The organism is Streptomyces sp. NPDC001796 (genome assembly GCF_042892355.1).
In the GTDB taxonomy this organism is placed as follows: Bacteria; Actinomycetota; Actinomycetes; order Streptomycetales; family Streptomycetaceae; genus Streptomyces.
Genome location: NZ_JBIAUC010000010.1, coordinates 1 through 14,822 on the forward strand (window position 1 = coordinate 1; position 14,822 = coordinate 14,822).

Genomic DNA, 14,822 nt, shown 5'->3' on the forward strand with positions numbered 1-14,822 from the left:
GGGTGCGCAGAACGTTGGTGCTCATGAGCTCATCGCTTTCATCAGGCCCAGCAGGCGTGCGGGGTCGAGTTCGTTGTCGCCGCGCAGGGCCGTCACAACCTGGCCGACTCCCACCCGGAACTCATGCGGATCCTGCGTGACCGCGGTCTGGCATACATCCACTCCGACCGCGGCCTGTCCCCGCGAGCCCTGCGCGACCTGGAGATCGGCATCGCATCGGGCCGCTTCAGCTGCGGCAACGCGACCACCGCCCTGTCCGCGGTGGGCGGCACCCTGATGTCCCTCGTGGCACTGCGGCTGGACCGCCCCGACCTCGACGGGGACGAGGCCGCCTCGGACCTGGCGGAAATGGTCCTGCGCATGCTCGGCGTCCCCCCGGACGACGCCCGGCAAGTAACCCGGCGCCCGTTGCCCGGCCTCGACTGAGAGCCTCGACGACAGCGCAGGGGCCCGGTGTCCGGAAGACACCGGGCCCCTGCATACCCGGATGGTTACTTCATGGCTGCCAGGGCCGCGTCGACGCCCGCAGTGGGGGAGCCGAGGCCGGTGACGGTGTCGTAGCCGGGGCCTGCTGTGCACTCGGCGCCACACTTGCCGTTGGAGCCGGCGGTGATGTCCCGCAGGGAGGAGCTGCCGAGCCCGTAGACATCGGTGTGCGCGGTGTCGCCGTCGGGGCCGGCGGAAGCCAGGTGCGGCTTGTCGGCGGTGGCCCGGAGCTGGTCGGCCGAGGCGATGATCGCGCCCCAGATCGGGGCGGACAGGCTGGTGCCGCCCACCTTGAACCACATGGAGTGGGAGGCGCCGCCGTACGTCATCGTCAGGTAGACCGGCACGCCGGTGGCGGGGTCGGCCACGAAGCTGACGTCCGGTGTGGCCCTGAGTGGCGAGGGCTGCACGCCGTCCTGGTAGGCCGGGCGCGGCTCGAAGTAGCTCAGGCCGCCGCCGGTGGACCTCCACGCCGTCTCGTCGATGGTGTTGCCGTCGGCGTCCAGTCGGAGGTTGGTGCCGCCGATGGCCAGGGCGTAGGGGTTGGTGGCGGAGTAGCTGCCGGGGTAGCCGAAGTCTCCGGTGGACTGGACGCAGACCGAGTCGGCCAGCTTGCAGTGGCCGTCGTAGAAGGCTTCCTCGGAGAACTCGCCGGCGCCCCAGCTGTTGCTGACCGCGGCCGGGTGCAGCGCCGCGGCCGCGTCTTGGGCCCGGGACAGCGCGGCCATGGTCGGGTCCTCGGCCTCGACCAGGACGATCTTGGCGTGCGGGGCCGCCGAGTGCGCCCACTCGATGTCCAGCGCCGCCTCCTCGTTCCAGCCGGTGTCCACGTCCGGCTGGGTACCGTCCGCGTAGACCTGCTGGAAGTCGAAGCAGTCCTCTCCCGTGCCGGCCGTATCGCAGGTCTGCGGCAGGTTGAAGTGCGCGGCGAAGTGGTTGAGGTCCGCCTTGGCCGTCGGGTAGTGGTAGGCGTCGACGATCGCGATCGTCTGGCCGGTGCCGTCACCCTTGAGGCCCAGGCGTGCCTGGATCTGCTGCGGGGTGTAGCCGGGGGCGACCTCCTGGGCGTTGTCCTGGCCCGCGCTCAGCTTCTTGGCTGCCGGAGTCTTCGACTGGATCTCGATGGGGACCGAGGCGGTGCCGATCGGCATGCCGAGGTCCTTCAGCGGGCTCGCGCTGTGCATCCGGTCGCCGTTGAACTGACCCGCCTTGGCGGCGGTCTGCGGGGCCGCGGCCGACGTGTCGCCGTTCGGAGGAGTCGGAATCCGGGTGGGCTCGTCCTCGGAGAGCTTGTAGGTGGTCAGGCCGTGCGGGAAGTAGTCGATGTCGTTGACGGCGTCACCGATCGACTGCGCCGCGATGTTCAGAGCCCGCCAGTCGAGCGCGAGACCGATCAGGTCGTCGCCGGGGCCGTCGCCCAGCGCCGCTGTTTTCACCTGGCTCGCCCCCAGGGCGAAGTCCGTGGCGCTCTCGCGGAGGAACCCGTCGTTGTCAGCGAAGGGTGTGTCGTAGGACCACAGGTTCTGGTAGGCACCGACGAACGCCTCGGTTCCGCCGACGGATCTGGCGAACACTGCGGAGTGGAAGCCGAAGAAGGTGGGTACGTCGTAGGGCTCACCGCCGTTCGCCGGGTACACGAAGTCGTTGAACTCGCGCATCTCGACCAGGCCGGTCTTCTTGGACGCCACGAAGCCCTGCGACGTTCCGGGGCTGTCGTAGTTCTTGATCACCGCGCCGGAGCGCGCATCGAGGATCTGGACCAGGTGGCGGTAGTTCCTGAAATCGCCGGTGTAGGCGAAGGCGACACCGTGCCCGTCCGCGCTCGGGACGTTCGGGTCGGCCAGGGCGGGGTTGGTCGGCGCGATCGCGACGGCACCGGGATCGCTCGGGGTCTCGGTCCAGTTCGGGGTGCCGGTGGCGGCGTCCAGGCCGACCGCCGTCGGCGCCGGGTCGGTGGCCTGCGTGGGCAGGCCGATGCCGTGGTGTGTGCCGCCGTACTCGAAGAAGAGGTGTCCGGCGTCGTCCGTGGTGACGGTGGAGAAGACCAGGCTCTTCCCCTCCGTGCCCTTCGGCCGGTACGTCCACAGTTTCCTGCCCTGCGCGGTGTAAGCGGTCAGGCTGCTGCCCGGGACGACGATCTCGGAGCCGCCGTGGCCGTCGCCCACGACCGTGAGCGAGGCGACGTAGCCGCCGGTGCGCACGTTCGCGCGCACTTCACCGCTGTGCGTGTCCAGCACGGTGAAGCCGCGGTCGGTCGCTGCCACGACGGAGTCACCGGCCGCGTCCTTGCCGGAGTTGGGCAGGAGACGCAGGGCGTGCACCGAGGTGTCGACCGTGGCCCGCCACAGGACGGTCGGCGCCGCCTTCTTCAGGGTCCTGCCGTCAAGGGCGAAGACACCCCGGCTCTGGCCGGAGACGATCAGGTCCTTGGTCCCGTCCCGGTTCACGTCCGTGGCGACGGCCGCGTAGGGGTCGCCGGCCAGGGGCATGGCGTGCGACGTGCCGCTGTGGGGGTTGACGGTGTAGGCGGTGTCGTCATAGCCGACGGTGAGTAGTCCGCCCTGGTACTGGGTGAGGGTGTCGCCGGACACGGCGCCGTCCTGCCGCCAGTCGAGGTGACCGGTCGCGGCGTTCAGTCCGACGAGCTGGGTGTGCTCAGGACCCGCGGGGGTGGCGGCGGTGGCGGTCGTCGGGTCGGAGAGCGAGGCGAACACCTCGCTGCCCTTCGCGTCGGAGGACAGCTCCATGGTCGGGGCGTTCGGCCCGCCGATCGTGGAGGCCGTGGTGTACGACCAGAGGGTGTGGCCCTGGGCGTCCCAGCCGGAGACGGTGCTCTGACCGTCCGACATGTCGGCGTCGATACCGAGCTCCGCGACCGCGAAACGGGGCCGCCCCCCGTGCGCGTTCGGCAGGACCTCGAAAGCCTCCGGCACAGTGCCCTCACGTGAGGCCAGCACCGCACGGTCGCCGCTGTGCGCGTCGATCGCGGTCAGGTCCCAGCGCACCTTGTCGAAGGGGTCGTTCTGCTCGACGACCAGGACACGGTCCGCACTCGGGTCCTTGACCAGCATGCGCGGGTAGCCGGGGGTCTTGGCGTGCGCCGCGACGCTGCCGTCGGAGGTCTCGAGCACCAGCACGTTGCCGGCGGCCGGGCGCGGGCTTCCCAGGTCCATCGGGGTGTCGGACCACGACGCGGCGATCCGGCCCCTGCCCATCGACGTCAGATCGCCCCAGTACGCCCAGGGCGCGTGCGTCGAGTAGGTCCAGTCGGCGGTCGCGGTGAGCTTGCCGTCACCGGCGCGGGCGAAGCCGTACGCGGTCAGATTGCTGCGGCCGGCACCCTGTTCGGCCACCGGATCGCCGGACCAGTCCGGGCCGACCGTGTTGGCGACGACCAGCTTGCCGTCCTGGAACAGCATGGTGCCGACGTAGCCGGGAACCAGCTTGCTCCACTCCGTGCTTCCGGTACGGCCGTCCAGGACGGTGACGAAGGTGCCGTAGTCCACCTTCGAACCGGGTGAGGAGAACGGCCGGAACGGCCAGTCGCCCACCGCGTAGGCGACGGCGACGTCCTGGACACCGTCGCCGTTGAAGTCGCCTGTCACGTAAGGCTGCTTGCCGGTGGCCGACATCTGGTACGGGTTGTAGCCGGCATACAGGTTCGGCAGATAGGGGTAGGGCTGGAACCAGTTGTTCGGGGTCACCCGCCAGTCCTTGTACAAGGAGGTGGCTCCGCGGTTCCACACCTGCTTGCCGTGGGCGTCGTAACGTGCGACGGTGCCGCCGCTGTAGACGGCCACCCAGTCCTCGGTGCCGCCGAGCGGCAGGCTCTCGGCGAAGCCGCGCGCGGTCTCCCACTGGCCGGTCCGCTTGAAGCCCGGGGCGGTGGACGTGGTGTCCGTCTGCCTGCCCGAGCCGGGCGTCGCCTTGGGGGCCGTGCCCGGCAGCGCCGGTGCGGCGGTGGCGGGGCCCTCCTGGGCGGCGACCTGCCCAGGGGTGCCGTCGATCCGCGGTTGGTAGCGCCTGCTGAGCCTCTCCAGCGCGCCGGCGGTCAGTCGGATGTCCTTGGCGGCCTGCGGGGCATCCGCCTGGACCGGGGGTGAGACCAGCATGCCGGCGCCGATCGCCAGCGCGGTGGCGACGATGCCGGAGCGTATGCCCCTTCTCCTGCTTCTCAATGGACCACTTGTCTTTCGGACGGGAATGGACGGTCGCCTCGCTGGTGGCGGCGGGCGAACCGTGCCGTGCGGGATGCCGGTACTGTTCCAGCGCACCTGCCTCGCCGGGTGACGAATCGCTGGCCGATACCGGTCAGCAGCCGGTAGCGGCCATACGCCGTCCCGGTCGGGAACACAGGAAGGAGGCGAGCCCGTGCTGGAGTCCCTGGGTCTGGACGATCCGACCGAGCGCACCTACCGCCATCTGCTGGCTTCGCCGCCACTGACCGCGACCGAAATGGCCAGGCATCAGTCCTGCAGCACGGCACAGGCCCGTCGCATGCTCGACGACCTGGTCGCGACGGGCCTCGCGGTGCCCTCGGCGGGACGGCCGACCCGCTACGCCCCGCTGGATCCGCGCATCGGCCTCTCCGCCCTGATCCGCGCCCGCCGTCTGGAGCTGGAGCGCGCGGCGGCAGCGCTGGACGCCTACGGTGCCGAGTTCAATGAGCGCAAGCTGAGCTCCGATTCCAGCCGGCTGGTCGAGATCATCGAGGGGCCGACCGCGATCAGCGACTGGCTGACCGAGCTGATGTCGGGTGCCGAGCACGAGGTGCTGTGCTTCGACACCCCGCCCTATTTCACGGCCGACGCGAGCGCGTTGCAGTTCGAGGAGGAGCTGCTGGCCCGTGGTGTGCGGGCACGGGCCGTCTACTCCAGCCAGGTGCTGGCCGTCCCCGAGCGCGCGGAACTGCTCCAGCACCTCGTGCTGCTCGGGGAACAGGCCCGGGTGCTGCCCCATGTGCCGCTGAAGCTGCTGGTCTTCGACCGCCGCGATGCCCTCGTTCCGCTGACCGTCGGCGCGGACGGCCTGCGCAGTACGGCCGCCCTGGTCCACCGGTCACCGCTGTGCGACGCCCTCGTCGACCTCTTCGAGGCGAGCTGGGAGCAGGCGACCCCCGTTTTCGGCAGCGAGGCCCGGGAGAGCGAAGGCCATCCCGACCTCGGCGATGCCGACCATGCACTGCTCCACCTGCTCAACGCCGGGCTGAAGGACGAGACCATAGCCCGCCAACTCGGCGTCAGCGAACGTACCCTGCGCCGCAGGATCACCGACCTCACCACCCGTCTGGGAGCGACGAGCCGGTTCCAGGCCGGCGCGCAGGCGGTTCGCCGCGGGTGGCTGTGAATCCACTCGAGCGTGGTGCACGGGGCGAAAGACCGTGGGCGCCGGTGCTCCCTCAAGCACCGGCGCCCACTCGGGTGGCGTCATCGGCGATCACGGCAGTTGATCACCGACAGCACTCGGCCGAGTTTCCATACGCCGTATGGATGCACTCCCATTGGTACCATACGGCGTATGGAAACGCGAGCGCCCACGGTGGACGGCGGTACAGGGGATGCTCACTCACGAGGGCCGGAGTCAAGGCAGCCCGGCTCCGGCCCGCCCGCCTCAACAGGCCTTCAGAAGCAGCAGAGCTGTGTCGTCGGCACGATCGCCCGATGGCTGGGCGTGGGCGACGAGTGTGTCGGCGACGCGCTCCAGCGGGCCGGTGGCTTCGGAGAGGACCGCCGCCAGGTCGGTGAGGGCGGTGTCGTGGTCGGTGCCGGGGGTTTCGACGAGTCCGTCGGTGTAGAGGAGCAGGAGGGCGCCGGGTGCCAGGGGGATGTCGGCGGTGGGGTACTCCGCCGTGGGCTCGACACCCAGCAGAGGGCCCGGCGGTGCGGCCAGGACCTCGGTGTGCAGGTCGGGGTGACGCAGCAGGGGCGGGCAGTGGCCCGCAGTGGCCAACTGGGCCATGTGGCGGACCGGATCGATGTGCGCGTACAGGCAGCTGGCGAGCAGGCCGGGGTCGAGATCGTTGAACAAGTGGTTGGTGCGGGCCAGGACTTCGCCCGAGGGTGCGTCGGCGACTGCGTAGGCGTGGACCGCGGTGCGCACCTCGCCCATCAGGCCGGCGGCGCTGACACCATGGCCCTGCACATCTCCGATGACGGCGGCGGCCTCGGTGTCCGACAGGCGGATGAGGTCGTAGAAGTCGCCACCCACCTCGATGCCGTGGCTGGCGGGCAGATAGCGGGCGGCCACGTCCAGGCCGTGCATCGTCGGCAGGGTACGGGGCAGCAGGCCGGCCTGCAGGCCCTCCGCCAGCTGGTGATTGGCGTCGTACTGCCGGGCGCGGTCCAGGGACTGCGAGATCAGGGCACTGATGGCGGTGAGGTTGGCGCGCTCCTGCAACGTGAAGGAGCGGGGTTTCCGGTAGCCGACCACGCAGACCCCGAAGTACTGTCCGGAGGCCATGAGCGGCAGCCATGCCCACGCACCCAGACCGTCGTCGATGGCCGCGCTCTCGGGATACACCGCACGCAGCTCGTCCCGGTCGGCGAAGAAGGACGGCACCCCCTGGGGCAGCCCCCAGAACGGTGCGCCGGTGGTCAGCCCGGGGAGCGGCAGGTCGGAGGCGAGGGGGGCGTGGTCGACCAGGTCGACCAGCTCAGGGCTGAAGCCGTGGTGGCCGACGACCCGTACCCGGCCCGCCTCCGCGACGAGCAGGGCGAATGCCTGCGCGTGCAGGGTGACCAGAAGGTGGCCTGCCACCAGGTCCACGACCTCGTCGACGGACGCCGCCGCGGCCAGGCCGCCGGAGAGCCGCATCATGTGGTAGTGGGCATCGAGGTCGGCGGGTCCGAGCGCCGGCCCGGTACCGAGGGCCAGTTCGTCCTGGCTGTGCGGAGCGCAGGCCGGGGCGGAGATGCGCAAGCTCACGCCGGTGCGGTCCGGGTACAGCTGGAACAACAGCTCTCTGCCGGTACGGGGCTGTTTCACCGTGAAGGATGTCGGGAGCTGGCTCGCGAGTGCGGCCTGGTACCTCAGTCGGTGCGGGGCGTGAGCCAACCACGGTACGGCTTCCCACAACCGGGCACCCAGCAGGTGCGGGATGCTCTCGCCCAGCAGGTCGGCCGCAGTGTGGTCGACGAAGGTGGTACGCCCCCGCACGTCGAGTCGGCACGCTCCTTCGGGCAGAGCTGCTATGAACTCGGCTGCGGCCTGAGCCTGAGCCGGTGCCGAGGGATGCGCCGGCGTCGGGGGCAGGAGACGCGCCGCGAGCCCGGGCTGCAAAGGGTGCCCCGCCGCGGCGGCGTCCTGGAGCAGCAGGGCGATGCAGCGGGCCGCGGTGGTCAACCGGCCGTGTGCGCGCGCGTCCGGCGCAGGCGATTTCTGGGAGAACAGCACCAACAGGGTGCCCCAGACGCGGGAGTCGGCCACGAGCGGGGCCACCGCGACGGCGCCCACGAACGGGAAGGTCAGGGCCAGTTGGGGATAGCGACGGGCGAACTCCTCACCGGAACCGACCCACACCGGGCGCTGCTGGAGCACCGCTTCGGCAAGTGGGCCATCGGACACGGCAGTCACGCGCAGGCGTCGCAGCAGACCGACGAACCCGGTGGGCATTCCGAGGCTCGCGTCGAGGACCAGGACTTCACCGCCGGGCTCGAGCAGGAAGAGCGCCCCCGCGTGCGCACCCGTGCCGGCCACCGTCCGGGCCACTGTCTGATCCAGCAGCTCCCGGACGGCAGCGCTGTGCAGGTCCTCGCCACCGGCCATCCGCTGCGCTCGCTCCGCGGAGTCGTCCGCCTCTCTGCATGATAGGCGGGGCCGGGCAGGCCCGCTGCTGCACGCCGCGAAGCCATGGACCGCCGGCAGGTGGAGATCCGGGAGCAGCGGCTCACCGAGCACCCGATGCGGCACCGGCGTAGAAAGGGAAGGGGGAGCCCGTACGACTCAGGGAGTGGCTCGCCATGCAGATCGTCGTGGACCTCACCCGCTGCCAGGGCTACGCGCAGTGCGTTTTCCTCGCGCCGGAGGTGTTCGAACTGCACGGGGAGGAGGGGTTGTTGTACGGCCCGGCCGTTCCCGAGGATCAGCTGGAGCGCGTACGCCAAGCCGCGGCGGCGTGTCCGGTCCAGGCCATCCTCCTCGGTGAGGAGGTGAGCGCTGGTGCCCGGTGATCTGCGGGACGGCCGTATCGTCATCGTCGGCGCGTCGCTGGCCGGGCTGAGGGCCGCGGAGGCGCTGCGCGAGGAGGGCTTCACCGGCTCACTGACCGTGGTGGGCGATGAGCCCTTTCCCCCCTACGACCGGCCGCCACTGTCCAAACAGGTGCTGCTCGGCCAGGCGACGGCGGACAGCACCGGCCTGCCGATGCGCCGGGACCCGGACGCCGAATGGCGACTGGGAGTACGCGCCACCGGCCTGGACCCCCTCGCGAAGCGGGTGGTGCTGGACGGCGGCGAGTCGCTGCCGTACGACCGGCTGCTGATCACCACCGGGACCCGGGCGCGGCCCTGGCCCAACCCGGACGAGGGTGCCCTGGACGGTGTGTTCACCGTGCGCACCCGCGACGACGCCGAGGGGCTGGCCGCTCGGCTGGCTGCGGGGCCGCGGCGCGTGCTGGTGATCGGTGGCGGCTTCACCGGATCGGAGATCGCGTCGGCCTGCCGGGAACGGGGCATCGAGGTCACGGTCACCGAACGCGGCCCCGCACCCCTGGTGGGCGCGCTCGGCGGCACCCTGGCGAAGCTCGCGGCCGCCATGCAGCGCAACCACGGCGTCGACCTGCGCACCGGGGTGACGGTCACCGCACTGTGCGGGAACGGCAGCTTCACGGGTGCGGAACTGTCCGACGGCAGCCGCGTCGAGGCGGACGTGTGCGTCGTGGCCCTGGGTGCGATCCGCAACGTGGAGTGGCTCGCCGAGTCCGGGCTGGCGGCGGGCCCGCGCGGGATCGCCTGCGACGCCGGGTGCCGCGCCTTCAACATGTACGGCATCGTCACCGACGACATCTTCGTGGCCGGTGACGTCTCCCGCTTCCCGCACCCGCTGTTCGGGTACCAGATGCTCTCCCTGGAGCACTGGGGCAACGCGGTCGCGCAGGCCGAGGTGGCGGCCCACAACATGGTCAGTCCGGGGCCGCTGCGCCGTCCGCACCTCGCCCTCCCGACCTTCTGGTCGAGTCAGTTCGGGCTCAACATCAAGTCGGTGGGTGTGCCCACCTTCTCCGACCAGGTGGTCATCGCGCAGGGTTCGCTGGAGGAGCGCCGTCTGGCGTTGGTCTACGGCTACCAGGGGCGGGTCACCGCCGCGGTCACCGTCGACATGGCCAAGTCGCTCGACTACTACGCTCACCTGATCGAGACCGCCGCCCCGTTCCCGCCCGCGCCCGGCGCGGCGGACCGCCCGCTCGCGGCCGAGGTCCCGGTTCCCTCAGATGTGCCGGACCCGAAGGGGCTGTCCCACGGCCCCACCGTGGCGCTCACCGGTTACCTGCCGGACCGCCGGCTGACCGTGGTGCCGCCCACCGGCTGACCGTTCCGCCGTCCCCGAGGAGCTTCATCATGACCGCCGACACCCTCCTGGAACGGATCACCGACTACGCCAGTCGCCCCAACCCCTACCCGCTGTACGCGGAGCTCCGCGAGGCCGGCCCCGTGGTGCGCCAGGCAGACGGCAGCTACCTGGTCGGCACCTACCACGAGATCGCCGCTCTGCTCCACGACCCGCGGATGAGCGCCGATCCCCGCAGCCGTGGCGAGACGGCCGGAACACTGCCGTTCCTGCGGCTGGACGACCCCGAGCACCACAGACTGCGCAGGCTGGCCATGCGGCCGTTCGGCCCGCCGCACAGCCCCGGCCGGGTCGATGCCATGCGGGGCGAGATCGCCCGGATCACCGAGGAGCTGATGGAGGGCTTCGAGGCGGGCCGGCAGCTCGACGTCGTCGACGATTTCGCCTACCCGCTCCCCGTCACGGTGATCTGCCGCCTGCTCGGCGTGCCGCGCGAGGACGAGCCGCTCTTCCGGGAATGGTCCGACGCGATCGTCGCCTCCGCCGACGTCAGGCCCGAAGACCAGGCCTCCGCCGAGCGGGACCGGGCGGGCGATCAGGCACGGAGCGAAATGGGGCAGTACCTGGTGAACCTCGCCGAGCAACGCCGTGACAACCCGGGCGACGACATGCTCTCCGCCTTCGTCAACGAGCCGGACCCGGCCCTGCGGCTCACCCACGAGGAACTCGCGGAGACCGGCGTGCTGCTGCTCATCGCCGGCCACGAGACCACGGTCAACCTGATCACCAACGGCGTACTCACCCTGCTCCGCCACCGCGAGCATCTGGACCACCTGCACAAAGAACCCGACCTGCTCCCGCGCGCGATCGAGGAACTGCTGCGCTACGAGCCCCCGGTTCACATGCGCGAGCGCATCCCCCGTGCCGACATCGACGTCTCCGGCACCACCCTCCCCGAAGGCACGTCCGTCATCCTGGCGCTGGCCTCGGGCAATCGCGACCCCAAGCGGTTCCAGGAGCCCGACCGGTTCGACCCGGCCCGACCGGACAACGAGCACCTCGGCTTCGGCAGCGGTATCCACCTCTGCTACGGCGCACCGCTCGCACGCATCGAAGCCCAGGCCGCGCTCGACGCGCTGATCCCCCGCCTCGGCACGGCACGCCTGGTCGAGGACCCGCCTCCCTACCGGCAGAACGCCATGCTCCGCGGCCCCCGCCACCTGACCGTCGAACTATGAGGTGGCGTGGCGGCACCCGGGGCCGTGGGCAAGAGTGACGGTCTGCCCGGTATCCCCCTCGCGAGACCACGGCACTCGGGCCGAGTCGGGCTGCTCGGCGAGCGGAACGCGGTCGCCCCTGGTCCGCCGGGGCGCGACGCTCAAGGTCCTCTTCACGCGGCAGCGGAAAGGGGGCCGCGGGCGACGGCGCGGGCCTCGTCCGGGGAGAGGCCCAACATGTGCAGGAGCATCTCGGCCAGGGTGCCCGCGGCCTGGTCGATGTCGACCTGGGGCTTGCTGAACCACAGCTCCACAAGCGCCAGCAGGCTGCCGTTGAGCGCGGACAGGGCGATGACCGGGTCGATCACGATGAAGCGGCGCGAGGCGATGCCCTGATCCACGTCGCGCCGGGCGCGCGGAGCCAGTCCGCTGGCGGCACATATGCGGCCGAGCTCGCTGTGGCACAGAATCCGCATGATCTCCGGGTGTGACTCGACCAGGCGTGCACTGAGCCGCAGACCTCCGGCGAGACGCTCGGCGGGATCGTCGACGCCGTGCAGGCGTTCGTCGATGGCTTGGGCGAACTCCTCCATCGCATCGTCCACGGCCGCGTCGAACAGGTCCGACTTGGAGCCGAAGTGGTTGTAGAAGGAGCCGAAGCCCACGTCCGCGCGCTCCGCGATGGCCCGGATGCTGACGCTGGTGTCGCCGGACTCGGCCAGGATCTGCCGCGCGGCGCGGACGAGTGCCTGCCGGGTCTCGGTACGACGGCGTTCGAATCGATTGCTGAGTGGAACTGACATCGGCGTGCCCCGTAGATAGCAGCAGTTCTGTTGGGAGCCCGGCCATCGACCATGGTCGATGCGCCCCGGCCAGGGCACCCGGCACACATCTGATTGTTTGATCAATTCTGTGGCCCTCTTGACGATGAAGCTGTCATGGCTGATGCTTTCATCAGAAATAACGTAACACGCCCGGAGATGTCGTACTGACGGGCCTTGAGACCGATATGGGCATATAGCTCCTCCCGATCGGCAGACCACTCCCCACGCCCAGCGCTTCCCGGCACCTGCACACCGGAAGGGATGAACCGCAGTGAAGAGCAATCAATCGCAAGTCGCTGAGCCGGCGAACCGGAGCGAGACGCCCGACGCGGCGATAGCCATGCTCGATGCGGAGGGCACGGTGGTCGGATGGACGCGGGCCGCCGAGCAGCTGGTCGGGTACTCGGCCAGGGAGGTGGTCGGCCGGCCCGCGGCACACGTACTGCCGTCCGCCGAGGACGCTCTGAAGGCCAGAGCGCTCGCCGATCAGTGCCGTGTCCAGGGTGGCTGGTCCGGCACCCAGACGGTCCGCCACCGCGACGGCCACACGCTCACATTGACTCTGCGGGGCTCGCTGCTGTGGGGAGAGAACGAAAGCCTTCGATGGCTCGTATCGGTGACCGACATCGGCGCGCTCTCCTCGGGAACGATGAACGGGTTGCTTCGCGAGTCGCTGCTCACCCACGCACCGATCGGCATCGTCATCCGTGACCCGCAGCTGCGCTGCATGTGGGTGAACGACGCCATGGAGCTCCACGACGGCATTCCTCGCGACCGTCGGTTCGGCTGCCGCCTGAAGGATTCGCTGCCCGGTTTCGAGGCCGAAGCCCTCGAGGTGGTGATGCGGCAGGTGCTGGAGAGCGGCACCACCATGGTCCACGAGTACCGGGCGTGGCCGCCGACCGATCGGCGCCGGGAGCACGTGTTCTCGGCCTCCTTCTTCTGCCTCCAGGACGCGGACGGCGAGCCACTGGGGGTGTGCTCCATGAGCGTGGACGTCACCGGCAACCGACGGGCACGCGAGCGCCTCGCCATCCTGAGCGAAGCCAGCACGCGCATCGGCAGCACCCTCGACGTCATGCAGACCGGGCAGGAACTGGCCGATCTCACCGTGCCCCTGTTGGCCGACCACGCCCTCGTCGACCTGGTGGAGTCGGTTCCGTTCGCCCTGGAGTCCTCGGCGCGGATCGGCACGGGGAACGGCCGCCCTCCTGCGCTGCGCCGTGCCGGTCTGGCCTCCGTCGAGCTGGGCATCCTGGAACTGCCTTGGGCACGCGAGGAGTTGATCCACGTCCACCCGGCCTCGCCCTTCGCCGACGTGCTGCGCACGGGCAGGTCTCACCGGGTGCCGGTGCTGGACATGGACACCCATCTCGGCCCGTGGGTCCACCACGACCCGGCGCGGGCGCAGAAGGTTCGTGACAGCGGGATCCACTCGTTGATGGTCGTACCCATCCGTGCGCGGCGCTGCGTGCTGGGGCTGGCGGTCTTCGGCCGCTCCGAGGAGCCGAAGCCGTTCCAGGAGGACGACCTGCTGCTCGCCGAGGAGCTCGTCACCCGGGCCGCGCTCTGCCTGGACAACGCTCTGCAGTACGCGCGCGAACGCGCCGCGGCCCTCACGCTCCAGCGGGACCTGCTCCCTCACCGTGTGCGGGGCGGCGCCGCCCTCGAGGTGGCCTCGCGCTACGTGCCGGCAGACATGGACCACGGCGTGGGGGGTGACTGGTTCGACGTGATCGAGCTGTCCGGCGCCCGGGTGGCCCTCGTCGTCGGCGATGTGGTCGGACACGGCATCAACGCCGCGGCGACCATGGGAAGACTCCGCACCGCCGTGCGAACGCTTGCGGACCTGGACCTGCCTCCCGACGAACTGCTGGCGCACCTCGACGACACGGTCCGGCGACTGAACGACGAGAACGGGGTCGACGACGAGGACCCGGACCAGGTCCCGGCGGTGGTGGGCGCCACTTGTCTGTACGCCGTCTACGACCCGGTCACCCGGCGGTGCGCGATGGCGCGGGCCGGGCACCCCCCGCCCGCGATCATCGACCCGCAGGGCCATGTCGCCTTCCCCGACATGCCCGCCGGAGCCCCGCTCGGCCTCGGCCTCGGGGTGCTCGGCTTCGAGTCGGTGGAACTGGAACTGCCCGAGGGAAGCGTCCTCGCGTTCTACACCGACGGCCTGGTCGAGTCCCGCGACGACGACCTCGATGTCGGCATGAACCGCCTGGGCGCGGCCTTGGCACAGTCCGACCGTTCCCTGGAGGACCTGTGCTCCGAAGTGGTCGAGACCTTGCCGGCCCGGACACACTCCGACGACGTCACCCTGCTCCTTGCCCGGACCCGCGCCCTGCAACCGGCCCGGGTCGCGTCCTGGGACCTGCCGAACGAGCCGACCGCCGTCCGCACCGCCCGGCACCTGGCCGCCCGTCAGCTCAGCGCATGGGGGATGGAGCATCTCGAGGCCACCGTGGAGCTGATCGTCAGTGAACTGGTCACCAACGCCATCCGCTACGGCGGCGGGCAGGTCCGCCTACGGCTCATCCAACACCAGGTTCTGACCTGCGAGGTCTCCGACACCAGCACCAGCCACCCGCGCCCGCGGCATCCGAGCACTCTCGACGAGAACGGCCGCGGCCTCTTCCTCATCGCTCACCTGTCCCGCAGGTGGGGCTCCCGCTCAGCATCGGACGGCAAGGTCGTCTGGGCCGAACAGGACCTGCTCTCCACAGCCGCCGCACGGTGAAGCTTCGAGCCGCGGCACTGGCCCCCCGGCCGGGCGGTAACCACC

Annotated in this window: 8 protein-coding genes and 1 pseudogene; 6 read left to right on the forward strand and 3 right to left on the reverse strand. The window is 70.7% G+C overall.

The window, feature by feature from the left end; all coding sequences use genetic code 11:
* Positions 1-99: 99 nt before the first annotated feature.
* A pseudogene (locus ACFYZE_RS21130) lies at positions 100-426 on the forward strand (TetR/AcrR family transcriptional regulator); the annotation flags it as partial.
* A gap of 65 nt (positions 427-491) precedes the next feature.
* On the opposite strand, the gene ACFYZE_RS21135 reads toward ACFYZE_RS21130, so the two are convergent.
* The gene (locus ACFYZE_RS21135; RefSeq protein WP_388996087.1) at positions 492-4,664 is read right to left on the reverse strand and encodes a hypothetical protein; all 4,173 of its coding nucleotides are present in this window, start codon (positions 4,662-4,664) and stop codon (positions 492-494) included.
* 193 nt (positions 4,665-4,857) lie between these two features.
* Here ACFYZE_RS21135 and ACFYZE_RS21140 point away from each other — a divergent pair, with 193 nt between their 5' ends.
* Positions 4,858-5,832 (forward strand): helix-turn-helix domain-containing protein, encoded by a 975-nt coding sequence (locus ACFYZE_RS21140; RefSeq protein ID WP_388996090.1) that lies wholly within the window; start codon positions 4,858-4,860, stop codon positions 5,830-5,832.
* Between the two features lie 264 nt (positions 5,833-6,096).
* Here the strand turns inward: ACFYZE_RS21140 and ACFYZE_RS21145 are convergent, their stop codons facing one another.
* Positions 6,097-8,250, reverse strand: a complete 2,154-nt coding sequence (locus ACFYZE_RS21145) for a SpoIIE family protein phosphatase (protein ID WP_388996093.1) — start codon at positions 8,248-8,250, stop codon at positions 6,097-6,099.
* 194 nt (positions 8,251-8,444) lie between these two features.
* On the opposite strand from ACFYZE_RS21145, the gene ACFYZE_RS21150 reads away from it, so the two are divergent.
* From ACFYZE_RS21150 to ACFYZE_RS21160, 3 genes are read left to right on the forward strand one after another with little or no spacing between them, the layout of a single operon-like run.
* Complete coding sequence (locus ACFYZE_RS21150; protein WP_388996095.1) at positions 8,445-8,654, forward strand: ferredoxin; 210 nt, start codon at positions 8,445-8,447, stop codon at positions 8,652-8,654.
* A complete protein-coding gene (locus ACFYZE_RS21155; RefSeq protein ID WP_388996098.1) occupies positions 8,644-10,011 on the forward strand; it encodes an NAD(P)/FAD-dependent oxidoreductase in 1,368 nt (455 codons plus the stop codon). Before ACFYZE_RS21150 ends, ACFYZE_RS21155 begins: the two co-directional genes overlap by 11 nt.
* 29 nt (positions 10,012-10,040) lie before the next feature.
* Positions 10,041-11,228, forward strand: a complete 1,188-nt coding sequence (locus tag ACFYZE_RS21160; RefSeq protein ID WP_388996101.1) for a cytochrome P450 — start codon at positions 10,041-10,043, stop codon at positions 11,226-11,228.
* Positions 11,229-11,380: 152 nt separating this feature from the next.
* Here the strand turns inward: ACFYZE_RS21160 and ACFYZE_RS21165 are convergent, their stop codons facing one another.
* Positions 11,381-12,010, reverse strand: coding sequence for a TetR family transcriptional regulator (locus ACFYZE_RS21165; protein ID WP_388996104.1), 630 nt, complete (start codon positions 12,008-12,010; stop codon positions 11,381-11,383).
* A 292-nt stretch (positions 12,011-12,302) separates the two neighbouring features.
* On the opposite strand from ACFYZE_RS21165, the gene ACFYZE_RS21170 reads away from it, so the two are divergent.
* Positions 12,303-14,777 (forward strand): SpoIIE family protein phosphatase, encoded by a 2,475-nt coding sequence (locus ACFYZE_RS21170; protein ID WP_388996107.1) that lies wholly within the window; start codon positions 12,303-12,305, stop codon positions 14,775-14,777.
* Positions 14,778-14,822: the final 45 nt, after the last annotated feature.

Coding starts and splice junctions, on each gene's coding strand:
- ACFYZE_RS21145 (WP_388996093.1), bottom strand. CDS start 8,250: ATGGCCGGTGGCGAGGACCTGCACAGCGCTGCCGTCCGGGAGCTGCTG.
- ACFYZE_RS21150 (WP_388996095.1), top strand. CDS start 8,445: ATGCAGATCGTCGTGGACCTCACCCGCTGCCAGGGCTACGCGCAGTGC.
- ACFYZE_RS21160 (WP_388996101.1), top strand. CDS start 10,041: ATGACCGCCGACACCCTCCTGGAACGGATCACCGACTACGCCAGTCGC.
- ACFYZE_RS21165 (WP_388996104.1), bottom strand. CDS start 12,010: ATGTCAGTTCCACTCAGCAATCGATTCGAACGCCGTCGTACCGAGACC.